General features: G+C 72.0%; 21 protein-coding genes and 1 tRNA gene. 7 read left to right on the plus strand and 15 right to left on the minus strand.

What is annotated here, in order from left to right:
• Window position 1: 1 nt before the first annotated feature.
• From ACFHWT_RS03775 to ACFHWT_RS03790, 4 genes are all read left to right on the plus strand, one after another.
• Complete coding sequence (locus tag ACFHWT_RS03775; RefSeq protein WP_416593165.1) at window positions 2-1555, plus strand: class I adenylate-forming enzyme family protein; 1554 nt, start codon at window positions 2-4, stop codon at window positions 1553-1555.
• Window positions 1556-1648: 93 nt separating this feature from the next.
• Window positions 1649-4774: a non-ribosomal peptide synthetase gene (locus ACFHWT_RS03780; RefSeq protein WP_416593166.1), complete on the plus strand. Its 3126-nt coding sequence runs from the start codon at window positions 1649-1651 to the stop codon at window positions 4772-4774.
• Between the two features lie 44 nt (window positions 4775-4818).
• Window positions 4819-5100 carry an acyl carrier protein gene (locus tag ACFHWT_RS03785; RefSeq protein WP_282231970.1) on the plus strand — a complete coding sequence of 94 codons (282 nt, stop codon included), beginning with the start codon at window positions 4819-4821 and terminating at the stop codon, window positions 5098-5100.
• A 105-nt stretch (window positions 5101-5205) separates the two neighbouring features.
• Window positions 5206-6408, plus strand: a complete 1203-nt coding sequence (locus ACFHWT_RS03790; RefSeq protein ID WP_416593167.1) for a PP2C family protein-serine/threonine phosphatase — start codon at window positions 5206-5208, stop codon at window positions 6406-6408.
• A gap of 64 nt (window positions 6409-6472) precedes the next feature.
• On the opposite strand, the gene ACFHWT_RS03795 is transcribed toward ACFHWT_RS03790, so the two are convergent.
• Window positions 6473-7183, minus strand: a complete 711-nt coding sequence (locus ACFHWT_RS03795) for an iron transporter (protein WP_416593168.1) — start codon at window positions 7181-7183, stop codon at window positions 6473-6475.
• A 181-nt stretch (window positions 7184-7364) separates the two neighbouring features.
• Between ACFHWT_RS03795 and ACFHWT_RS03800 the strand changes: the two genes are divergently transcribed.
• Window positions 7365-7562, plus strand: a complete 198-nt coding sequence (locus ACFHWT_RS03800; protein WP_416593169.1) for a hypothetical protein — start codon at window positions 7365-7367, stop codon at window positions 7560-7562.
• Window positions 7563-7649: 87 nt separating this feature from the next.
• Here the strand turns inward: ACFHWT_RS03800 and ACFHWT_RS03805 are convergent, their stop codons facing one another.
• The 3 genes from ACFHWT_RS03805 to ACFHWT_RS03815 all read right to left on the minus strand — a co-directional run bounded on the left by ACFHWT_RS03805 (window position 7650) and on the right by ACFHWT_RS03815 (window position 9420).
• On the minus strand, window positions 7650-8078 hold the full coding sequence (locus tag ACFHWT_RS03805) for a hypothetical protein (protein ID WP_416593170.1): 429 nt from the start codon (window positions 8076-8078) through the stop codon (window positions 7650-7652).
• A gap of 238 nt (window positions 8079-8316) precedes the next feature.
• Window positions 8317-8712 (minus strand): hypothetical protein, encoded by a 396-nt coding sequence (locus ACFHWT_RS03810; protein WP_416593171.1) that lies wholly within the window; start codon window positions 8710-8712, stop codon window positions 8317-8319.
• Between the two features lie 36 nt (window positions 8713-8748).
• Window positions 8749-9420, minus strand: a complete 672-nt coding sequence (locus ACFHWT_RS03815) for a DUF433 domain-containing protein (protein ID WP_416593172.1) — start codon at window positions 9418-9420, stop codon at window positions 8749-8751.
• A 227-nt stretch (window positions 9421-9647) separates the two neighbouring features.
• Between ACFHWT_RS03815 and ACFHWT_RS03820 the strand changes: the two genes are divergently transcribed.
• A tRNA-Arg gene (locus ACFHWT_RS03820) sits at window positions 9648-9720 on the plus strand.
• Between the two features lie 9 nt (window positions 9721-9729).
• On the opposite strand, the gene ACFHWT_RS03825 is transcribed toward ACFHWT_RS03820, so the two are convergent.
• Window positions 9730-9936: a hypothetical protein gene (locus ACFHWT_RS03825; RefSeq protein WP_416593173.1), complete on the minus strand. Its 207-nt coding sequence runs from the start codon at window positions 9934-9936 to the stop codon at window positions 9730-9732.
• A gap of 156 nt (window positions 9937-10092) precedes the next feature.
• Between ACFHWT_RS03825 and ACFHWT_RS03830 the strand changes: the two genes are divergently transcribed.
• Complete coding sequence (locus ACFHWT_RS03830) at window positions 10093-11637, plus strand: trypsin-like peptidase domain-containing protein (protein WP_416593174.1); 1545 nt, start codon at window positions 10093-10095, stop codon at window positions 11635-11637.
• On the opposite strand, the gene ACFHWT_RS03835 is transcribed toward ACFHWT_RS03830, so the two are convergent.
• The 10 genes from ACFHWT_RS03835 to ACFHWT_RS03880 form a co-directional block, all read right to left on the minus strand.
• Window positions 11638-12879: a DUF1501 domain-containing protein gene (locus ACFHWT_RS03835; protein ID WP_416593175.1), complete on the minus strand. Its 1242-nt coding sequence runs from the start codon at window positions 12877-12879 to the stop codon at window positions 11638-11640. It lies immediately after the preceding gene.
• 1 nt (window position 12880) lies between these two features.
• On the minus strand, window positions 12881-14152 hold the full coding sequence (locus ACFHWT_RS03840) for a DUF1800 domain-containing protein (protein ID WP_416593176.1): 1272 nt from the start codon (window positions 14150-14152) through the stop codon (window positions 12881-12883).
• Between the two features lie 61 nt (window positions 14153-14213).
• A complete protein-coding gene (locus ACFHWT_RS03845; protein ID WP_416593177.1) occupies window positions 14214-15632 on the minus strand; it encodes a Wzz/FepE/Etk N-terminal domain-containing protein in 1419 nt (472 codons plus the stop codon).
• Window positions 15633-15707: 75 nt separating this feature from the next.
• A complete protein-coding gene (locus tag ACFHWT_RS03850) occupies window positions 15708-17093 on the minus strand; it encodes an O-antigen ligase family protein (RefSeq protein ID WP_416593178.1) in 1386 nt (461 codons plus the stop codon).
• Entirely contained in the window at window positions 17093-18235 is a 1143-nt protein-coding gene (locus ACFHWT_RS03855) for a glycosyltransferase (protein WP_416593179.1), read from the minus strand. Before ACFHWT_RS03855 ends, ACFHWT_RS03850 begins: the two co-directional genes overlap by 1 nt.
• 1 nt (window position 18236) lies before the next feature.
• Window positions 18237-19142, minus strand: a complete 906-nt coding sequence (locus ACFHWT_RS03860) for a glycosyltransferase family 2 protein (RefSeq protein ID WP_416593180.1) — start codon at window positions 19140-19142, stop codon at window positions 18237-18239.
• Window positions 19135-20292: a lipopolysaccharide biosynthesis protein gene (locus tag ACFHWT_RS03865; protein WP_416593181.1), complete on the minus strand. Its 1158-nt coding sequence runs from the start codon at window positions 20290-20292 to the stop codon at window positions 19135-19137. The genes ACFHWT_RS03860 and ACFHWT_RS03865 overlap by 8 nt, the downstream gene beginning before the upstream one ends.
• 98 nt (window positions 20293-20390) lie before the next feature.
• Complete coding sequence (locus ACFHWT_RS03870) at window positions 20391-21275, minus strand: hypothetical protein (RefSeq protein ID WP_416593182.1); 885 nt, start codon at window positions 21273-21275, stop codon at window positions 20391-20393.
• A 135-nt stretch (window positions 21276-21410) separates the two neighbouring features.
• Window positions 21411-22634, minus strand: a complete 1224-nt coding sequence (locus ACFHWT_RS03875; protein ID WP_416593183.1) for an MFS transporter — start codon at window positions 22632-22634, stop codon at window positions 21411-21413.
• Between the two features lie 49 nt (window positions 22635-22683).
• On the minus strand, window positions 22684-23373 hold the full coding sequence (locus ACFHWT_RS03880; RefSeq protein WP_416593184.1) for a GntR family transcriptional regulator: 690 nt from the start codon (window positions 23371-23373) through the stop codon (window positions 22684-22686).
• Between the last annotated feature and the right edge of the window lie 42 nt (window positions 23374-23415).

Raw genomic sequence — 23415 nt, forward strand, 5'->3', positions numbered from 1 at the left:
CATGAGCTCAGCACCCGGTGTCCCCCGGCGGCCGGTCGCCGCGCCGGCCGCCCGGACCGTACCCGAACTGCTCGACTGGCGCTGCGCGCTGCACCCCGACCGGGTCGCCGTCGAGGTCCACGGCGTGGACCAGCTCACCTTCGCCGACTGGCGGGCCGGGGCGCTGGCGGTGGCCGCCGCGCTGCGGCGGGCCGGTGTGGCCCCGGGTGACCGGGTCGCGCTGGTGTTCGCGGCGCGGGAGTGGACCGGGTACGCCGTGGCGTACTGCGGGGTGTTGCGGGCCGGCGCGGTCGCGGTGCCGCTGTCCGACCGCCTCGCCCCGGCCCAACTGGAGTACGCGGTACGGCACTGCGCCGCCCGGCTGGTGCTGCACGGACCGCTGACCGGCCCGGCCGGACCGGCGCCGGCCGTACCCACCGGGGTCGCGCCGCTGGCCGTCGCCGACCTGGTCGCCGACGGCCCGGTCGCCGACGGCACCGGCGCGCCCACTCCCCCATCACGGCCCGGTGACCTGGCCCAGGTCCTTTACACCTCGGGCACCACGGGACGGCCCAAGGGCGTCGGCGCCAGCCACGCCAACCTGGTGGCCGGGGCCCCGAACCACCCGCGCCGGCTGGCCCTGGCCCACTCGGAACGCTTCCTGCACGCCTTCCCGATCGGCACCAACGCCGGGCAGACCATGCTGTTCAACGCGTTGACCGCGAAGCCGGCCGCGCTGACCCTGCCCCGGTTCACCCCGGCACGGTTCGCCCGCCTGGTGACCGCCCCCGGCACCGGCACCGTCTTCCTGGTCCCGTCGATGGCGATCGAACTGCTCGACTCCGGTGCTCTCCAGGGTCGGGACACCTCCGGCGTCATGCTGATCGGGTCGACGGCGGCGGCGCTCGCACCGGCGGTGGCCACCCGGCTGGCCGCGACGTTCCCGGCGGCGACGATCGTCAACTACTACTCGTCGACCGAGGCCGCCCCCGCCCAGACCGTGATGATCTTCGACCCGGCACGGCGGGCCGCCGTGGGCCGTCCGGCCGACGGTCAGCTGATGATCGCCGACGAACAGGGCCGGCCGCTGCCGCCGGGCACCGTCGGCGAGGTCTGGCTGCGCTGCCCGCACTCGCGCTCGTACTACCGCGACGGGCCCGCCACCGAGGCGACGTTCCGCCAGGGCTGGGTCCGGATGGGCGATCTCGGCCGGCTGGACGCCGACGGCTACCTGTACCTCGCCGACCGGCACCAGGACATGATCAAATCCGGTGCCTTCAAAATCTCCTCGCTGGAGGTGGAGGCCGCGCTGCACGAGCATCCGGCGGTCGGCGAGGCGGCGGTGGTGGCCGTCCCGCACCCCGTACTCGGGTCGGCGGTCGGGGCGGTGCTGGTGCCCCGCGCCGGGCACCCGCCGCACGAACTCACCCTGCCCGCGGTGCGCGCCTTCCTGGCCGACCGGCTCGCCGACTACCAACTGCCGGCCCGGGTGCTGGTCACCGAGGCACTGCCCCGCAACGAAGCCGGCAAGGTCCTCAAACGGACGCTGGCCGCGCTGTTCGACCCACCGGGCTGAGCACATCCCGGCCCGGCCCTGCCGGGCTGAGCATATCCCGACCTGGCCGATCCGTCCGACATCGACAACCAGCAGCAGCACCAGGAGGATCCCGTGGGCACCGCCGAAGCGACGTACGCGCAGCACGCCGTCTGGTTCACCGAACAGGCCAGGGTGGCGGGTACGGCGTACCACATGGCTGTCGGAGTGTGGTTCGCCGCCGGCCTGGACCAGGCGGCGCTGGCCACCGCGTGCGCCGCCGTCGTCGACCGGCACCCGGTCCTGGCCGCCCGGGTCGACGACAGCGACGGCGTACCGCGACTCGCCCCGGCCGCCGACCGCCCGACGCTGCGGCGGCTGACGCCGCCGGCCGGTGGCGCGGACGCCGACCGGCTGATCGCGGCGGAGATCGCCCGCCGCCACGACCTGCGTGCCGGTCCGCTGGCCAGGTTCAGCCTGATCCCCACCGCCGACGGTGACCGGCACCTGCTGCTGATCACCGCCCACCACCTGGTCTTCGACGGCACGTCCAAGGACGTGCTGGTCCGGGACCTGGCGGCGGCGTACGGTGCCGCCCGCGCCGGTCGCCCGGCCGAACCACCGGCGGCACCGACCGGCGGATACGCGGGACGAGCCGGCGCCGAACGGGACCGGGTCGCGGCCGAGTCGGCGGCGGCCGCAGAGCACTGGGCCACCCGCTGGTCCGGCCCGCGTGGGCTGGTGCTGCCCGGTCTCGCCCGGGTGCCGACCGACGCCGAACCCGGCCACGCCGTACCGGTGGTGTTGGAGCCGGGTCTGGTCGCCGGGCTCGACCAGGCCCGGCGCAAGCTCGGGGTCACCCGGTTCGAGCTGCTGCTGGCCGCCGTGCACGCGCTGCTGCACAGGTACGGCAACCAGCAGGTCCCGGTCGGGGTCGGGGTGTCGACCCGTACCGCCGACGACGCCGACGAGGTCGGACTGTTCGTCAACGAACTGCCGGTGACCGGTTCGGTACCCGACGACGCGGGTTTCCGCGACCTCGCGCATGCCGTCCGCGACGAGACGCGGGCGCTGAACCGGTTCCGGGCCGTCCCGCTGGCGCATGTGGTCACCGGGCTGCGGCCGGCACCCGCACTCACCCCGGTGTCGATCGGCTACCGCCGCCGGGCGGCGGAACCCGTGTTCGACGCGGTGCCGACCACCGTCGACTGGGCGATGTTCAGCGGCGCGGCCCGCAACGCCCTGCACATCCAGGTCGTCGACGGACCGGCCACGGACAGCGGCCAGGAGCATCTGGAGATCAACCTGCAGTTCAGCCCGACGGCCGTACCCGCCGACGCCGTCACCCGGATCGGCGACCACCTGCGGACCCTGCTGACCGCCGTGGCCACCGACCCGGAACAGCCGGTCGCTGACCTGCCGGTGCTGCCCACTGCCGAGTCCGAGTTGGTCTGCCGCAGCTGGAACGCGACCGACCGCGACTACCCGGCCGACGCGACCGTGCCGCTGCTGTTCGCGGCGGCGGTACGGCGGACACCGGACGCCGTCGCGGTCGTCGACGGTGGACGTCGGTTGGGCTACGCCGAGCTCGACGCGGCCAGTGCCCGGCTCGCCGGGCTGCTGCGTGCCCGTGACGTCGGGGCGGGATCACTGGTCGCGGTGCTGCTGGACCGCTCCTGGCAGGCGGTCGTCGCGCTGCTCGCGGTGCTGCGCAGCCGGGCCGCGTACGTTCCCGTCGACCCCAACTACCCACCGGCCCGGCAGGCGATGATCCTCGACGACGCCGCGCCGGCCCTGGTCCTGACCACCACCGGTACGGCGGCGGCTCTGCCCGCCGGGTCACCGGTGCTCGCCCTCGACCAGCTCGACCTGACGACCGCTGCCCCGGGGACGGCTGACCCGGCGGCCGGTGGCCTGCCCGGCCCTGACGACCTGGCGTACGTGCTCTACACCTCGGGTTCCACCGGGCGACCCAAGGGGGTACGTGTCCCGCACGGCGCGCTGGCCAACCTCCTGCTCGGCATGCGGGACCTGTTCGACAGTGGACCAGCCGACCGGTGGCTCAACCTGACCTCGCCGTCGTTCGACATCTCGGGAGCTGAGGTCTACCTGCCACTGACCACCGGCGGACAGGTGATGGTGGCATCCGGGGTCAGCGCACTCGACGGCGCCGGGGTGCTGCGGCTGGTCCGCGAGACCGGGGTGACACACGTGCAGGCGACCCCGTCGGGTTGGCGGGTGCTGCTGGAGGCCGGGCTCGACGACCGGGTGGTGGCGGTCACCGGCGGCGAGGCGCTGCCGGTCCCGCTGGCCCGCCAGTTGCGCTCACGGGTCGCCCGGCTGGTCAACGGGTACGGTCCGACCGAGGCGACGATCTACGCGACAATGGCAGAGATCCCGCCGGAGCCGGACGAGGTCACCATCGGCCGGCCGGTGCCGAACACCACCGCGTACCTGCTGGACGGGCAGCAGCGGCCGGTGCCGATCGGGGTGCCCGGCGAGCTGTACCTGGGCGGGCGGGGCGTCGCCGACGGCTACCTCGCCCGCCCCGAACTGACCGCCGAGCGGTTCGTCCCCGACCCGTTCGCCACCGATGCCGGCCGCCTGTACCGCACCGGCGACCTGTGTCGCTGGCTGCCCGACGGCCGGTTGGAGTTCCTCGGCCGGGCGGACGACCAGGTGAAGATCCGCGGCCACCGGGTGGAGCTGGGTGAAATCACCGGCCGGCTGCTGGAGCATCCGGCTCTCGCCCAGGCCGCCGTACTGCTGGGCGGTTCGGACGACGCGTCGCCGCGGCTCGTCGCCTACCTGGTGCCCCGCAACGCCGCGCCGACCGTCGCCGAGCTGCGCCGGCACCTGACCGAAACGCTGCCCACGGCGATGGTGCCCACCGACTGGGTGCTGCTCGATCGGCTACCGGTGAGCCCGAACGGAAAACTGGACCGGGCCGCGCTCCCGGCACCGACGACCGGCGGTACGGACTCGGTCGACGCCCCAGACCCCGTCGGCGCCCCAGACCCCGCCGAGGCGGACCCGGTCGTCGAGGCGATCCGGTCGATCTGGCAGGACGTGCTGCAAATCGCCGAGATCGGCATCGACGAGGACCTTTTCGACCTGGGCGGGCACTCGTTGACGATCACCCGGATCAGTAGCCGGATCCACCGTCGGCTCGGCGTCGAGGTGCCCCTGGACGCGTTCTTCGACACGCCGACGATCGCCGAGATCGCCGACCTGGTCCGCGAGGCCGGCGGCCGGTGCTGACCGGGCGGACGACGCCGAACAAGGTGGAGACGAAGGAGGATTCGGTGGACACGACGACGCTGCGGCAGCGGGTGATGGAGCTGGTCGACGAGGCGACCGGCGGCACGGTGCCGGTCGACCAGCTGGCCGACGGCGGATCGCTGATCGCGCTGGGAGTCGACTCGCTGGGCCTGCTCCGACTGGTCGATGCCGTCGAGGCCGAGTTCGGCGTCGAGGTGGAGTTCGACGGCCCCGGCCAGCGGATGGACACTCTGGACGACCTGGTGGCCGCAATCGTCGACGCCCGCGACGAGGCGGAGCCGGACCGGGTCGCCACCACCGGGTGACGAATCGGTCATTACCCGCCAAGGCACCGGCTTTCGATGCCTGTCCGACACGGCGTCACTGTCCGTCGGTGCCGGATGAGTCGGATGCTCGACTAGGCTGCGTTCGTGTCAGTCGAGGGTGGGAACGCGGACGAGCGCCTCAAACGCATCGAGGCGATCACCGACCCTGCCCTGTCCCGGCTGAGCTTTGACGCGCTGCTGGTCGAGTCACTGGCCCGCACCGGCGGGCTGCTCGGCGCCGACTCCGCCGCCGTCTGCCTGCTCGACGCACACTCCCAGCAGCTGGTCACCGCGGCTGCCTGGGGCATCGAGGCCGGCCACGAACCGCCGGCCCGGCTGCCGCTGGGGCGCGGGTACGCCGGCAAGGTGCTGACCACCGGTGACACGGTCATGCTGACCGACCCTGACGACGACGCGCTGGCGCATCCGGCGTTGCAGGGGCAGGGCATCCGGTCGCTGCTGGCGGTGCCGGTGACGATCGGCGGCTCGGTCGGCGGGGTGCTGCACGTGGCAACCCGACGACGCGGGCCGGCCTGCGACGACGAACATATGTTGCGGCTGCTGGCCGACCGGATCGCCCTGGCCGACCAGGCCCGCGAAAGCCAGGTCGACCGCGCCGCCACCCTGGCGCTGCAGTACGACCTGCTGCCCACCGAACTACCGGCGGTCGCCGGGCTGGAGTTCGCCGCCCGGTACGTAGCCGGCCACGACGCCGGGGTCGGCGGTGACTGGTACGACGTACTGCCGCTGCCGAACGGATGGGTCGGCGTGGCGATCGGCGACGTCACCGGACGCGGGCTGCACGCGGCCACCGTGATGGGCCGGCTGCGCAGCGCGCTGCGCGCGTACGCTCTGGAAACCACCGATCCGGCCGACGTGCTCGCCCGGCTGGACCGCAAGGTGCAGCACTTCGAGCCGGGCATGATGGCGACGGTGTGCTACGCGACGATCGACCCCACCCGGACGGTCTTGTCGGTGTCGACGGCCGGCCATCCGCCGCCGGTGATGATCGGCGCTGGCCACGCCGCACACAGTCTGCCGGTGCTGGCGGACCTTCCGCTCGGCACCCGCATCCACCGGCCACGCCGGGCGCGCAGGCACCCCCTCGAGCCCGGCGCGCTGCTGTTCTTCTTCACCGACGGCCTGGTGGAGCGGTGGGGGCCGACCATCGACAACGGCCTGCGTCAGTTGTGCGACTCGTTGGTCGCCACCAGCGCCGAAACGGCCTGCGCGGAGACAATGGGCGCGCTGGTGGACGGCCGACCGCTGGTCGACGACATCGCCATGTTGGCGCTCCGCCGCCGGTAGCCATTGTTCGCGCCCCGCCGCCGACAGCCATTGCGGCTGGTGCTCGGCCCCGCTGTCACGGGCGTTACCAGCGGCCGATCGACGGCACCCCGGCGGCGTCGTGCGGGGTGCGGGCACCGGCATCGTCCGAGGTACGGGAGGCGGCAGCGGTGTCCGCCCAGTCGCGTGGGCCGGCACCCCCGCCGATCGTCGGGGCGTCGGCACCACGGGGCTGCGCGTCCGGGCTGGCCTTGCGCCCGTTCGCGAACATCACCTGGTCGAAGCGCACCTCGACCGGAGTCGCGTACCGCTTGCCGTTGACCGGGTCGTGCCGCATGAACTGCGGCGGCGCGATCCGGACCGTCACGTCGTACGGGCCGGGACCGGGCACCGAGGCGTTGCCGCCATAGTGGTACAGGAACGGGTGCCACAGGAACGGCAGGCCGGCGGAGGCGACCGGTTGACCGTTCCGGCTGACCGTGATCCGCACGTCCAGACCGGGGATGAACCGACCATCGGCGGCATCCGCGACCGCGACCTCCAGATGCACGTTCGCATCCGGGGCAGCCTCCCGCCAGACCAGCTGACCGCCGGAGAGCTCGTACATGCCCTCCGCCTCCTCGTTGACGAACGCCACGAGGTAGTCGCCGGCCAGCTGGCTCAGCGCGCCGTCCTCCTCGGCCATGGCGCGCAGCGCGCCGCCGTACGCCTGACCCTGCCGCCGGGCGACGGCGAGCTGCTCCTCGGTGGCCTCGTTGCTGGTCCGCATGGGCGGCTGCGCGGCTGGTGTCGTCATGGTGACCCTCCGGGTCGATCTGGTTGCCTTCTCACCTGGGTCTACCCCGCAGCGGCCGCGCTATTACTTCGCCCCACACCGGGCAGGCCGGCTCACCTGGTGGGCGGCACCGGTCACCCACCGGTCAGCGTTAGCCACGCCGTCGGCCGGGAAGCCGAGGACATCGGGGCACGCCGGACGCGTGCCGTACCGGATCCGGGAGGTCGAGATGGGTAACCGCGATCAGCTGCACGATCTGCGGCGGCAGGCACACGAGGCCGGCATCGAAGGCAACTCAAAGATGTCCGAGGCCGAGCTACGCCAGGCGCTGAAGAAGGTCGGCAAGGGCGCAGACCCGCAGGCAGCCAAGCAGACCGCGAAGCAGGCCATGAGCCGTTGACCAGCGGCCGCGCCAGCCCGGACGGCTCCGTGCCGTCGGCGGGCTGGTGCGCTGATGTGTCGCTGCCGCTGTGCTGCCGCTGCCGAGTCAGCCGTTACCCGGCGGCAGGTCGTAGCCGGATGCGACGCACTGGGCGTTGAGCGTGCCGTCCGAGACGGTCCAGTAGAGATGCGCCGAGCCGCGGTTGCCGCTCGTACGGGTGAAGATCAGGACGTCATCGTTCGTGGTCCCGGCGGTGCCGTTGTCGGAGATCACCACCGACCCGAGGGGCACACCGCCGAACACCCCTACCAGGGAAATTGGGGTCAGGTCCGGGTCGGCGGCGTGGTCGGTGACCGGGATGGTGACCGTCCCGCCGACCGTAGCGGGCAGGTTGAAGCCGACGCTGTTGCAGATCGGGCGACGGTTGGCCGCCGTGGAGCCCGTGGCACTGGCAGAGCTGGCTGCGGTGAGCGAGACGGCGGCCAGGCCGACCACCGTCGCCGTTGCCACCCGCGCCGCGTACGGCCTTCTCATGTGTTCTCCTCCTCTGGATCGGTCCGACCGTCGCAATGGACAGCAGAATGCTACGGCCGTAGATATCCACCTGGACACCGACGGTGAGGGGACGTCATCGTTCCGTAAGAGGTTGGCCCGGATGCGGACCGCTTGCCGACCGAGCCAGGCGACCGGCGACGAGGCCCACCGGCCCGGACGAGCCACCGCCACCGGTCGCTCCGCTTATGCCCGTGGGCGATGGCCTCTCACGACCGCGTCAGGTCAGCGGGATCTGCCGCATCGTGGTTCGGGTGGCTGCGTAGATGAAGGGTCGCGGCTCGGCAAGGCAGCGCTCGATATCGCGCCAGCGGCTCATCACGACCTCCAACTGGCCGAACACGCTGCCCGCGTCGGCGGCTGTCAGGGCGACCATCTTGGCCCGGTGCTCTCGCACGGCGGCGATCTCTAGGCGGTGCTCCTGGATATGGCGGTCCCGGGTAATGATCAGCCAGCCGCGGCCCGCGACCTCGGGGATCCACTCCGAGTCCCGAGGGCGAGGCAATGGGACACGGAGGGCGTTGGCGTTTGTGGATGACCGTGCCAGGGTCGCCGGGATAAGTGACGTCGGAGCGGAGATCGGCGAGGACGCGCGCAAGGCCGAGGAGGTCGGCATCGATATAGAACCGGACCTCGGCAGGCTTGATCCTGCTCACGCGGCGCGTTGGGAGTTCTCGTACGCCAGCGCCCACCGCACGTCGGGCACGTCGAGCTGGTACGTCTCGGCAATCTCCTCGACGCCCAGCCCTGCCTCGTCCTGCTCCCAGATCACCTCAGTGCTGATCCCCTTGATCGACGGCCGACCGAACCGGACATCCGGCAGGATACGCACCGGGGACTGGGGGTTGGGGTCCGGTCGCCAGCCGGCAGCGACATCCCCGTCCCAGGTGACTCGCTCGACGAACGCCGCCGACGGAGGAGTGAGCAGCAACTGGTTACCGACTGCGGCCACCAGGCAGTACTCCGGGTCGAGACCGGCCTCCGCCTGAGTTTGCAGCACGAGTTTCTTGCCTGCGACGTACGGTCGGCGGTCGGCGAGTGGGTAGGGCACCCCGAATTCCTCCCGGAGCAGGTCGATGAACGCCCGCAACTCGACCATCGGCACCCGGTGGGTACGGCGGTACTCGCGCAACAGCCCCGCCTCGACGAACTCGGCCCACGTGGCCGAACGGGCGCCGCGCGGCTCGGTGCGTAGCACGGGTTTGTGCCGGCGTCCCTTACGCTCGTCGCCCTCCAGCCAGTAGTGCAGCGTCGACTGCGCCACCCGCAGAAGCCGGGCAGCCGCCGCCTCCGAGAAGACCTCACGCTCCAGGACGCTCACCACCGTGCCAGTCTCCCACGCATCGGCTTCTCCGTGGGTATGCCAGACGGCCCTGTGCGACGCCTTCATGGCTGTGCAGCCCGCGTAGGGCGGACCGCCGGTAGCAGACCGGGATTCGTGTGCTCGAGCTGTGGTCCTGGCCTGGGAGAACGGGGGCGGGTGGCGTGGGTGAACGTGGGCGACTCCCTGCCACCCAAGGTGAACCCCAGGTCGCTAGACTGGGCCCTCGCGCCCTCGTAGCTCAGGGGATAGAGCAACGGTTTCCTAAACCGTGTGCCGCAGGTTCGAATCCTGCCGGGGGCACCCCAGAGATCAGCGAAACGCCAGCTGACCAGCGCGTACGCAGATCGCGGTCGTAGGCAGCAGGATCTGCAGCCAGCCAGACTCGGCTCGTACGCCCCAGATCCGCTCAGCGTCGGCGTCCGCGCGGTCCTGCGCCGCTTCCAGCTTCGCAAGCTCGTGGGCGCCCCAGCGGCAGCGCCACTTAGCCCAGGGCAGTCGCCAAGCGCGCTCGATCACGAGTACACGTTGTGACGGCCGGCACGGCAGCCCGGAGAGTCGTTTCGGGGTGCCACAGCCACAGTGCCGGAGGCCCGTCACCTTACGCGGGTGTTTCGCGACTAGTGCGTAGGGTGGAAGACGCTACCAGCACCAGCCCAACCTGTGAGTCCAAAAATGACTGTTAGGCGAGTTTCATCCCGGACGCTCGGCGCGGGCGCGGGCGCGTCGTGGCCGACCGGCGTCGTCGCGTACGCGGCGGCGGTCGCCGTGGCGCTGGTGGTCCTTGTGACGCCGGCTCCGGCGGCCGCAGCTCCGCCGTACACGCTGGATGAGCGTGCCCTGGCGATCGCCTCGCCGTCACTGGTCTACGTCGAAGTGGTCTACACCGGATACCTGCGGGACAAGCAGTCCAGCGCACCACTGCGCGCGTCGCCGATCACCTTCACCCGGCGGTGCAGCGGCTTCGTCGTCGGCACCGGCGGCGAGGTGATCACCAACGGGCTCTGCGTTCGGCCGGCGAAGGACACCGCAGCGCAGAACGCCCTCTACTCGCTCGGACGCATCCTGATCGCGGAGAACTCTCTCGAGGCCGACGCGCTCGACCGCTACGTCGCCGACAACCTCCACCAGAGCGTCTTCACCGGCCTCGAAGCCGCAGCCGAGCCGGACCATCAAGTGTACGGGCAGCTCGGCGTCGCGCCCACGGGCGGTCTGACGGAGAGCCCGGCGATCCCCGGCGAGGTGGTCGAGGTGCTGGACGCCGACGCCGGCAACATCGCCCTGGTCAAGCTGGAACAGCAGAACCTGCCCACGGTCGAGCTGGCCTCGTCGGGCACCCTCGACCCGGGGGCCTCGCTGGTCGTGGTCGGCTACGCCACCGACGAGGTCGATCCCCGCACGGCGACGTACTCGCTGCGCTCCAGGCCGGTGAAGGTCATCGGTACCGGCAGCCGCGGCTCCGCGTCGGTGTACCGGGTCAACGAGGACGTCGGCATCCACTCGCTTGGCGGGATGGCCATCGACACGAACGGCCACGTCGTCGGTGTGCTCGACAACGACCTGGAACTGCCCGACCGGGCGAACCGTGCGCTGGTGCCGATGAACATCATCACCGCGCTGCTCACCGAGGCGGGCGTCGACAGCGCGTTGGGCGAGACCGATCAGCTGTTCCGCAGCGGGCTCGACGCCTACTTCGCCGGTGACTACGAGACCGCCATCAGCCAGCTCGGCACCGTCATAGAGAACGCGCCGGTGAACTCGGTCGCCCAGACGTACCGGCAGAACGCCACCGAACTGCAGAAGATCGAAGACAGCTTCTCCGACGGAGCCGGCTGGCTGATCTGGGCCAGCGGCGCGGCCGGCGGCGCGCTGATGATCGGGCTGGTCATGCTCGTGGTGTTGATTCTGCAGCGCCGTGCCCGCCGCCGGGCCGCGTCGGCCCAGCTGGTGTCCCCGGCCGCGACGTACCCGTTCTCGCCGGTGTCCGGGTACCCAGGCCAGCCCACGCCCGGGTACCCCTCGGCACCCGCCTATCCGGCACGACAACCAGCGCACGAATACCCGCCCGCACCCATCTACCAGCCGCCAGCGCCCGTCTACCAGCCGCCCGCACCCACCTACCAGGCACCCACCGCGCGACAGGGGACAGCGCCCGACGACGAGACGTGGCCCGACGACGAGATCGGCCCCGACCCACACGGCCCCGACCGCCGCCACTAGCTACGGCGTGAGCAGGGACAGCGGCTTTGGCTGGTACCCCTCCAAGTAGCGGGCCGGATCGGCGTGCAGTACGGAGGTGAGTAGCGTGCCGAAGACGTCCCGGAAGTCGGTGGTCGCCTTCAGGTCGCCGTCGTCGAGGTCGGTGAGGCTCGGCTGTTCGCCGTGGAAGCCCCCGGCTACCCGGGGACCGAGTACGAAGACCGGTCCGGCGGTCCCGTGGTCGGTGCCATCGGAGGCATTGGCGCGCACCCGGCGGCCGAACTCACTGTAGACAACGACCGTGACGTTGCGCCCGGCCGGGCTCGTCGCCAGCCGGTCCATGAACATGGCCAGCGCCCCGTCGACCTCCTTGAGCAGCCGCTCCTGCGCGGGCCGCTCGTCGGCGTGCGTGTCGAAACCGCCCAGGCTGACCGAGTAGACCTGAGTGGGCACGCCTGTCTCGATGCAGCGGTGCACGAGCGCGAGTTGGGTGGCCAGTGACGTCTCACCGCCCGTACCGGTGGCCGGGAGGTGTCCGGCCGCACCGGCCTCGAACGGCTGATCGGACTCCCGTACCCATCGGATCAGGCCGTCGACCCGCAGGAAGTCGTGCAGCGCGGTCGCCGCCCGTGCCTGCAGGACGTCTTCGCCCCGCTGTTCGCGCCCGAGCGCGCGGACCATGTCCGCGCTGATCCCGGAGGGCAGTTGGGGTGCGCCGAGCGTGACACTCGCTCCCGCCCGCGTCTCGCCTGTCAGCAGTGGCGGAAGCACCGGCTCGAAGCTGACGGCCGCCTCCGGCGATGACTGGATCCCGTCGAGCCAGCGCCCCACCCAGCCGGTCCGGATCGGCGTGTCCGGCGACGCCGTCTGCCAGATGTCCATCGACCGGAAGTGGCTGCGGTCCGGGCGGGGGTATCCGACGCCGAGGACGACTGCCAGCCGCTTGTCGTCCCAGAGCCGCTTCAGCCCGCCCAGCGCGGGGTTGAGGCCGAGCGCGCCGTCGAGGTGCAGCACCTCCTCGGGGGCGTAGGCCAGCTCCGGCCGGGCGGAGTGGTAGGCCGAGTCGGCGTACGGGATCACGGTGTTCAGCCCGTCGTTGCCCCCGTACAGCGTCACGATCACCAGGGTGTCGGCCGGTCCGGGCGCGCCGTCCTTGTCGCCCTTGGCGAGCAGCTCGGCGATGCCCAGGCCGGCTGCGGCGAGGGCACCGCCGCCGACCGCGCCGGAGGCCAGCAGGAACCTGCGTCGAGTCAACGGATCCATGCTAGTTCACCAGGTATTCCGGGCTGGCCAGGCCGAGTGTGATCAGCTCTCGCGGTGTCGTCGCCTGCTTCAAAGCCGCGTACGTGCGGTTGGTCCAGGTCGGAATTACGAGTATGTCGGCCAGCCGCTCCACCGTGACCGATGGGCCGTCGGCCAGCTCGGCGAGCACGCCGGCGAGGCCCAGCCTCACCTGGGCTGCCGAGGAGGTCAGCCAGGCGGTCCCGCTCGGCCAGCCGGCCACACTCGGCGGCGCGAACGGCACCTGTCCGAGACCTTTGAGCCCAGTGACGACAGCGTGGAAGGCCTCGCCGGAGAGTCGCGCCGGGCGGATGCCGAGCTGCCGCATCGCCCCGACCAGCCACTCCATCGGCTGTTTCACCATCCGGTAGCGCCCCGAGCGGAACTGCTCGTCTTCGACCAGGGCGCGCAGCATCGAGATGCCCACCGGGAACGCCGCGACCATCTTCCCCCGGGTGGACTCCGGGATCGGTTCGGTGGCGGACGCGTACCGGAACCATAGCCGGTCCGCGATGAACCGGGGGCAGGCCGACCGGGCGGCGAGGTGGTCCACCAGCGACAGCGCATCGAACTTCGCGGTGGCGCCGAGAATGGTCTTGGGACCGGCGTCATGGTCCTCGGGCACGAAGATCGCCGTCGCCGGCACGCTGAGGTCGGTCTTCCAGCCGGTCAGTGCCCGGCCGGCCGCCTTGACGTCACGTTCGCTGTACTGCCCGATGCCGAGCATGAACAGTTCCATCAGCTCTCGGGCAAGGTTCTCGTTGGGTGCCCGCCTGGTGTTCGTGTGCCCGTCGAGCCAGTAGACCAGCGCCGGGTCGGTCACCAGTTTGCGGGCCATCGTGGTGAATGTCGGCGAGCTTCGTATCTTCTGGTGTTGCGCGAGCATGAACTGCGGACTTCCGACCTTCCGTATCGAGGTCGCCCAGTGCCCGTGCCAGAAGAACAGCAGTTTCTCGGTGGCCTGGTGGTCGGCGACGGTCAGCCGGTCGAGCCACCACCGGATGATCGTGTCGGTCTGCTGGCGGCGGAGCGCCTCCGCGGCGGCGCGCCGCTCGGCGCCCGGGTCGGGCAGATCGTCGAACGCGTCGGGGCCAAGCTCCGGCATCGGCGCCGCCGCAGCGCCCCGGTCCGGCTCCGCGGGATCCATCAGGCGCGCCACGGTGGCCGCGTACCCGGCCTTGGACGCGGCGGCCAACTCGGACGCGGTCGGACCGAACCCCGCACGTCGCAGGAGCAGCGCGACGCTATCGCTCATGTGGACCAACGTACGCGACTGTGCCGGCGACCGGGTAGCGCCTACGACCGGCGGGCAGCGTCTAGCGCCCGCGCCGCGTCGCCACCAGGCCCAACAGGTTGGCCGGTAGCGCACGCAGCACGTCGGCGGCGGCGGCCAGTCGATCAGCGCGGGTGAAGCCGACCCGGGCCACCAGCATCGTCGCGTCGGTCGCGCTGGCCAGCAGCAGCGTCTCCGCATCGGACAGTAGCGACGGCGCGTCAACCACAACGAACCGGCCGCTGAGCCGCATCGACTCCAGCTCCGAGGCCAGCGCATCCGAGGCCAGCAGTTGCTCGCTCGGCCCAGGCTCGGCCGGACCGGCCGGCAGGACGTACAGCGGCAGGTCCGGGTGCCGGTGCGTGGCCTGCTCGGCCGCGACCTCGCCGCGCAGCACGCTGGTCAGGCCGACCGTGTTCGGCACGTCGAAGAGCCGGTGTACGCCGGGGTCGCGTACGTCCGCGTCGACCAGTACGACCGTCTCGCCGGCCCGGGCGAACGCGATGGCGATGTTCGCCGCAGTAGCCGTTCTTTCTTCCCCCGGCACCGAGCCGGTGACCGTGAGGCTGGCGAACCGGCGCCCGGCCGCGCGCAGCCGCAGGTTGGCGCGGATCTGCCGGAACGTCTCGACGCGCGGCTGCGGGTCGTCGCCGGTCACCAGCGGCGGCCTCCCCCCGCCGGCCGCGACGGCACCGAGCAGGACGGTGCCGGCGACCTCGGCCGCGTGGCTCTCGTCGCGTACGGTGCGGTCGCGCGCATAGCCGACCACCGCGACGAGGACTCCGATCGCAAGGCCCCCGGCTGCGCCGAGCCCGGTGTCGGCCGCGACCTGCGGCGTGGCCGGGGCCGACGGCGTCGTCGCCGACCGGGTCACCGAGACCTTGACCGGCGACTCGTCGATGCCGGTCGGCTTCTCCAGGCGCTCGACGTATGCGGGAAACTCCGCCGCGATCGCGTTGGCGATATCGCGTGCGCGTACCGGATCCGGGTCACGGACCTCGACGGTGAGCACCGCCGTGCCGGCCGCGCCGGTCACCGTGACCCGGTCGGTCAACTCCGAAGGCTGGTACGGCAGCCCGAGTCGCCGTACGACGGCGTCGGCCACCTCGGGGCTGTTGCCCACCTCGGCATACGAGCGCACTCGCTGCAGGATGTAGTTGCCGCCCTCGTTGAGTTGGCCGATGTCGCGGGTGGTGAAGTTCGGCGCGAAGAACAGTTGGGCGTCCGCCCGATACAGGGGTTTCTGCTGGGCGGACGCGAAACCCGCGCCTGCGCCGCCGAGCAGCACCAGCGCCAGCACCAGCCACCGCTGCGACCACACGGCTCGCAGATGACGTCCGAGCGTGAGCTGCCGCCACTGCTGGTGCCACTGCTGCTGTACGGATGGCGCGCCGTCGCCCGGCCCGTCGGAGGCGGGCCGGCTGAGCAGCCGAGCCGGGGCGATCCGTTCGGGAAGCTTCACGCTGAACCTCACACCGTTACCTTTCAGTGCGTTCTGGTGGGCACCCGGTCGGCTCCAGCAGCAGGTCCGCTCCGCTCATCGTCGGAAGGCCGTCAGCGTCGGGCCGGGGACCCTCCGGTCGACGGGTCGCAGCGACTCGGCGGCGCCGATGCCGACGGCGAGGAGCAGCACCCCTGCGGCGGCCGGCCACAGGTAGAAGTCGAAGAACCAGATCTGTACGGCGAATCCGACGATGAGCATCCGTGCCGTCAGCGACCTGAGCTTGACCAGCACGACCGCCAGGATGGACACGAACACCAGCAGCGCGACCACGCCGAAGTCGTACCAGAGGGTGAGGTAACTGTTGTCGAACGCCTGTGCCTGCCCGTCGGGGATGCCGATCTGCTGGAAGAACCGCACGTGCGCCTCCGGGCCCAGGCCGAACAGCGCACTGCCGGCACTGTCCATGATGCCGGACCAGGCCTCTTCCGTACGGCGGTAGCGCGCCGTCGCCGAACTCGATCCACTGACGTTGGTGAGGCGGGCCCGGACGAGGTCCGTCAGGTCGCGCACCGGCTTGGGACCGATGGCCACCAGCACGGTGCCGGTGGCGGCGAACGCCGCGACCAGGCCGACTCCACGCCGGGTGAGTTTCCGCGGCTGGGCCAGGTACCAGACGCCGAGCGCGCAGGCCGTACCGATCCACGCGCTGCGCGACCCGGACAGCAGCAGGCCGACCGCGCCCGCGGCGAACGGCACCTGCCAGAGCCGGCCGCGCAGGCCAACGGCCACGCAGATCGCCAGCATGCCGTACGTGCCGTAGACGATCGGATGTCCCATGGTGCCGGCCGACCTGCCGGCTCCCGCCTGTGCCGTGAACGCGTTGCTGACGGCCAACTGGTCGAGAATCGGCCAGGTGCCGGACATCCGCTGGTAGACGGCCAGCAGGGTGATGGGTACGGCGACCCAGGCGAACGCCCGCGCCAGGCGGACCACCGGCGCACCGGCCCGCGCCTCGGCCACGACATGCCAGCCGACCAGCGCGTAGCAGACCAGCGGCGCGACAGCGATCAGGATGTCCTTCGGGCCGGTCCACCACACCCGGCCGGTGAGCACGCAGACCGCCGGGACCGCGAATCCCACCATCCCGATGGACGGCAGCGGCGCGTACGGCTGGAAGCGCTGGACCCGGCCGAGTGCGGCGATCGCCGTCGCCGTCAGCAGCACGATCCATACCGGATCGGCCGGGTATCCGGGATCGGCGGTGACCGGGACGAGCAACAGGACCGCGAACAGCGTGTAGTTGAGCCTCTCCGGGGTCCACAGCCCCCAGCCGAGCAGGCCGACCACGGCCACGGCGGCGAGCGCGAGCGGCTGCCAGGTCGCCACCACACCGACCGCGACGGCAGCCGCCCCGGCGACGACCGCCACGGCCGTGTCCGCCGGACGGGACGCGCCGCGCAACGTGGGCAGGTGCGACATCAGCTGACCGCGCGCAGCTCTTCGAGGTACGCGACGAAGCGTGCGGCCGGGGACGGTTCGGTGGCGAGCTCCCGCCCGCGCCGGATCGCCTCGGCCGTGAGCCGCCCGAACGCCTCCCGGTCGGCGGCCAGCTCCAGCAACGCCGAGGCGAGCGCACCGGCGTCGGGATCGACCAGCAGTCCGCCACCACCGGCGAGGATCTCCGTCGTGGCGCCCGCCCGGTAACCGATCACCGGTGTTCCGGAGCGTAGCGACTCCAGCGTGACGCGGCCGTAGGCCTCGTTGCGGGACAGCATCAGCGTCGCGTCCGCCCGCGCGTACAACCCGGCCGGGTCGTCCGTCCACCCGACGGTCTCGAGCTGCGTCTCGACGCCGTACCGGCCGGCGAGGTCGGTGAGGTGCCGCCGCGCTTCGCCGTCGCCGACCCCGGCCAGCGTGAGAGTGAACGCGCGGCCCTGACCCGCGCAGATCGCCAGCGCCTCCACCGCGTCCTGCTGGCCCTTCTCGGCGCTGTGCCGGCCGAGCAGCAGCAGCCGCTCCAGTGCGGCCGGACGGTCCACTGCGGGCTCGGATGCACCGGCCGGCCCGGATTCGACCGGTGGCGGGATCACGCTCAGCTTCGCCCGCGCCATCGGCACGGCGCTCGTCACCTGACCGGCGGCGTACGTGGAAACCGCCACGACGCCGTCCGAGAGGCGCGCGATGAGCCGGGCGATCACGGCCCGGGGCAGCGCAGACCGCAGGCTCGGGTTGCTGAGCAGGCTCTCCCGCACCACCCAGACGTGCGGCACCCGGGCGATCCGCGCGGCGATCGCCCCGGCTGGTACCACCGCTGAATTGGTGACCACGACGTCCGGCCGCGTTCGTTCCAGCAGACGCCGGTATCGGGGAACCGACGCGAGCGTTTGAAGCAGCCGGACCGCGCCGACCGCGGGTCCGTACCGCCGGCCCATCCACAGCCGGGTCGGCAGCACCACCACTTCGGCACCGGTCGCAGCGAGCTGCGCGCGCAGCGGCCCGTCCCCGGGTAGCGTGACGGTGACCTGGTGACCGCGCGCCCGCACCGCCTCGCCGACCAGGGCGGCCAACGAACGCTCCGCGCCCATGAGTTCGGCGGAGTGGCTGACGAACAGGGCGTGCACGTTAGAACCTCTCCGTCGGGCCGTGCACTCCACGCAGCCCGTCCCAGTAGCCGGCGAGGACGGCGAGCGCTCGGTGCCGGTTCTTCCGGCCGCCGGCGACGAGGCGGAGCACCGACCCGGCCAGGTTCTTGTAGTGGACCGGCTCCCCGATCAGGATCCGCCGCAGCGGACGGGGGTAGTGCTTGCGTACGTAGAGGATCTCGTTGCGGTGATGGTAGTACTGTGCGCGAGGGCTCGACGCGGCCAGGCTGCTGCCCCGCCGGTGCCACACCTGCGAGGCGCACACCAGGCCGATCTGGCCGCCTGCCGCAGCGATCCGCCGTACCAGGTCGAACTCCTCCTTGTAGTGGAAGAACCGCTCGTCGAACAGGCCCACCTGGACGGCCCAACCGACGCCGAGCAGGATGGCCGCGCCGGTCACCACGTCCACATCGTGCGCACCGGCCTCGCACCCGGCGCAGCGCAACGGCCGTACCCGGCCGCCCGGCAGCGTCGCGGCGACGACGTACGGCTCCGGCCCGGGGTCGTCGGGTCGCGCGGACGTCGTCTGAACCGATGTGGACACCGCGAACCGGTCCGCGTGCGCCAACAGCGCCGACAGCGTGTCCGGCCAGGGTACGCAGTCCGCGTTCAGCAGCCAGACGAAGGCCGCGCCGCGGTCGTGCGCAAGCCTGATGCCGGCGTTCATCCCGCCCGCGTAGCCGAGGTTGGTGTCGAGCCGGACCAGCGTCACCGCGTCACCCAGCGCGCGCAGCTTGGGAATGGAGTCGTCGGTGGAGCCGTTGTCGACGACGACCACCTCTGGCACGGCGCTGCCGGCGACGACCGCCCGGACGCAGCGGATCGTGTCGTCCGCGCAGTTCCAGTTGAGCACCACCGCGACGACGCCGGTTCCGTCGCTATCCACGCCCACCACTCCCGTCCCCCGCCACCCGACGACCGGCCCCGGACCGGACGGCGAGGCCCAGTACCGTGCTGTGCGCGGTGAACAGAGCCACCGACAGCGCGGCGACGCCCCACGCCCCGTACGGCGCGGCGACGAGAGGATAGCCGACCACCGCGGCCAGCGCGGTGCCGAGCGCGATCACGGCCGTGGTGCGCTCGCCGCCGAGGTTGACCAGGCGCGCGCTGAGGACCTTGCCGACCGACACCGCGACGCTGCGCGGCACCAGCAGCGCGCCGAGCAGCACCGCCGCCGCGTATCCGCTGGTCAGGACCCCGATGCCGGCCAGCCCGACGAGCACCAGCACTCCCATGCCGGCCGCCAGGTAGACGGCCCGGCGCAGCATCTTACGCAGCCGATCGGCCGAGCCTTCCTCATGGTCGCGCAGCGTCCGCTGGGCTGCGACGACCGCGCCGGCCTGGGAGAACTCGATCGCCGCTACCGCCAGGGAGTAGATCGCCAGTGCGTCCGCGCCCTGGTAGCGGGCCAGCGCGAGTTGGTCGAAGCGGTAGGTGAAGATCTGTGCCACCGCGCCGGTGTGGGTCAGGCCCAGCCGGGCGAGGCGTTCGGGCTCCGCCGAGGCGCGCCGCGCCATCGCGCCCAACGGTGCCCCGTGCGCCGCCCACATCGCGACGGCCATCACCGCCTGGCAGCCCAGCCAGGCCAGCAGCCAGACCGTCGCGTCGTCGACCGAGGCGAGGATGAGCACGAGGTAGAGCACGGGCGCGGTGGCGGCGAACAGCGCGCGCTGGCGGTAGACGGCGACGAACCGCCCGAGGGTCAGGCCCGCCGCCGCGGGCATGGTGCCGGCCGCGACGCACGCCGCTCCAGTCGCCGCGAGTGCCGGTGACGCCGCCTCCGCGTACCAGGCGAAGACCCAGCCCAGCGTGGCCGACAGCGGCACCGTGGCGGCGTAGACGGCGAGGCTGCGCCGCCCGGACCGCTCCCGTAGCCAGTCGCTGCCCTGAGCGAGCATGAACGTCTCCAGCGACAGGCCACCGACCGCGACGCCGACGGTCGCGCTCGTCGTCGTCGCGACCAGCAGGCCGCGCTCTGCCGGCGGCAGCGCGACGCTGAGCAGGATGGCGAACCCGGACATGGCCAGCGCGGCCACGTACATCACCGTCGCGCTGCCGATAGCGCGCCGGATCGCGTACGCCGCCGGCCTGGGCCGGCCCGGACTGGACCGGCCCGACCCGGGCCCTCGGCGCGTCAAGCCCGCAACCCGGCGACGGTGCCCCGGATGACGGCGGTCGCCGCGTCGGGGCGGCGGGCGAGCAGCGCCTTCGCGGCGTAGCCGAGCCGGGCCGCGGCGGCGAGCGGCACCCGGCGCCGGTAGTGCTTGCGGAAGAAGACCATGCAGCTGCGGCTGGCGTGAAAGTACGTCGTGGTCGACTTGACCGCCATGTCCGCCGTCGCCCCGGTCGCTACCCCGCCGACGTGCTGGACGGCCAGGTCCGGGACCACCGTGGTCGGGATGCCCAATCGGGCCGCACGTAGCGCGATGTCGGCCTCCTCGTAGAACAGGAAGAAGTCCTCGGAGAACCCGCCCAGATCCTGCCACGCGCGGCGGGTGACGAGCAGCGAGTGGCCGGCCGCGTAGACCATTTTGCTCGGTCCGGCCACCCCGCCGGCGGGCGGTCGGCCGCTCTGGCCGGTCCACAGGTCGACCATGCCGAGGTCCGGTCCACCGCCCGGTGCGACGCAGGCCGTCGCGCCGATCGCCCGGTCGCCGACGTGCAGCACGTCGAGGGCCGAGGCGAGTCCGCCGCCCACGATCCGAGTATCCGGGTTGAGCACCCAGATGACGTCGGCGCCCTCGGCCAGCAGCCAGGCGGCGGCGAGGTTGTTGCCGGCGGCGTACCCGACGTTGCCGTGCCCGGCGATCACCCGGACCGTCACGCCGGCACGCTCGGCGTACCCGGCGGTCTCGCACAGTTCGGCGGTCTGGTCGCTGTTGTCGACGATCGCGATCGCGACGCGCGGGCCGGCGGTCCGTGGACCGGTGGCCCGCGCGGCCACGATGGAACGGATGAGGCCGGCGGTGTCGCCCGCACTGCGGTAGTTGACGACCGAGATGCCGAGCAGACCGCTCACCGTGCCCCCACCGCACCATCACCCGCCACACGCCCAGGACAGGAGTACGAAACAGCCTCCCGATCGACCTGTCAAGTTCCGTCCCCGATGCTGCTGCCCATCACGGTCTGAGGGTCAGGCGGTGGCCAGCCTCGGTCAGGCCTTGGCGGTGAAGATGTTGCGGGAGGCGGCCAGCCCGAGCAGGGTCGCGCCGAAGACGACCACGCCGACCGTACTGACGCCGCCGACGGCGACCAGCGCGCCGACGGCGATCGGGCCGGTGGTCTGACCGACGCTGCGGGAGAGGGTGTCGGTGGCGGCGGCGGTCGCCCGCAGCTCCGGGTTCCAGTTGACACTGATCGCCATGGACAGCGGCATGAGCGCGCCCAGGCAGGTGCCGAGCAGGACCAGGGTCAGTGCGACGGCCACCACGTCCAGCCCGGCGAACGCGACCGCCGCGTACGAGGCCGCCGCGAGCGGGATGACCAAATAGAGCCGGGTGAACAACTGTTCGCGGCTGATCCGTTTCAGCGACATTCGGTTGATGAAGCTGCCGGTGAAGACCCCGCAGGGGATGAGGATCGACACGCCAATCCGTTCCACTGTGCTCAAGTTGGGTAGCCGGTCGAGAAGCACGCTGATGCCGAAGTGGCTGCCCTGCATGATCAGACCGATGCCGATGCTGGACAGGATCAGCCAGCGGCGGCGCCGTTCGCCCAGCATCCGGCGGATCGCCCGCAGGGTCAGCTGGATCCGTTGTCCGAACGGGACGTCGGCCGGATGGGTGGCGGGCGGGCGTTCCCGGCCCAGTCTGGCGACGAGTACGACGGTCAGCAGCACGGTCGCGTAGCCGGCGCCGACCGCGAACACGATGACCGGCTGCTGCAGCGACGCGGCGAACGCGCCCAGCGCGAGCGCCGAGGCGGCGCCCATGCTGACGAACGTCTGCAGCATCGAGTAGCCCCGGTCGCGGGCCTTCGGGTCGCCCTGGGTCAGGTCGGCCACCAGCGCCTGGCCGCAGAGCGCCACGGCGCCGCTGGCGAAGCCGGTGAGCAGCCGTCCGACGGTGAGTACGGCGTAGCTCTGGTACAGGCACAGCAGGATCGACACGACGGCGTTGACCAGCATCCCGGGCAGCAGGATCCGGCGGACCGGGACGAGGTCGAGCAGCGGGCCGGTGAGCACACCGGCGGCCGCCGTGGCCACGCTGTGCGCGCCGATGGTGATGCCGATCTGGGCCGGACTCAGGTCGAGGCTGCGCCCCAGTCCGACCGAGATCGGGATGTACGCCAGCTGGGTGAGCGGGTTGAAGAACACCAGCAGCGGGGGTACGGCGGCGGCCAACGGGGTCCGGGCCGGGCGGCGGTCACCGCCGCTCACGGCCGGCCTCCGCCGAGGTACGGCCGCGCCAGCCGGGACGGCCGGGGCGTCAGCCGGTCGGCTGGCGTTCCAGCATGGCCGCCATCTCGTCGAAGGCGAGAGACGAGTGGGTACGGAAGATCGCCTCTGCCGCGTCGAGGTCCCGGTCGCGGCAGGCTTTCAGGAAGCGCCGGTGCTCGTCGAGCCCGTCGAGCCGCCGCTCCTTTGACCGGGTGAACGCCACCGACAACATGCCAGGGGTGGCCGACCGCAGCGACAGCAGCATCTGGGTGAGACGCGGCGACCGTGCCGCATTGTACAGGAAGACGTGAAACGTCCGGTTCAGCTCGACGTACTTGCCGAGGTCCGGATCGCGTTCCATCTCCTCCTGCATCCGTTCGGCCTCGGCGAGCTCCGCCTCGGTGATCCGTTCGGCGCACAGTCGGGCCGCCAGCGCTTCGAGGGTTTCCCGCAGTTGCCGGATATCGCGCAGCTCGTCCGCGTCGATGGCGGTGACCGTGGCCACCTTCCGGGCGTGCACCTTGATCAGGCCCTCGGCGGCCAGGTCGCGCATTGCCTCGCGTACCGGTGTGGGGCTGACCCCCAGCAGCTGCGCGATCTCGGTCTGGACGATCCGTGACCCGGCCTTGAGCGTTCCGTCGACGATCGCCGAGCGCATCCAGTCCCGGACGCGTTCGTGGACGGTCCCGGAGATACCGGCGAAGGACGTTGCCTCGTGGTTGTCGGACACCACTGCCATGCCCTCGATTCTCCTCACCCCGCGGTACACCTCCCGGCGTAC

Source organism: Micromonospora sp. LOL_021 (genome assembly GCF_048060215.1).
Classification (GTDB): domain Bacteria; phylum Actinomycetota; class Actinomycetes; order Mycobacteriales; family Micromonosporaceae; genus Micromonospora_E.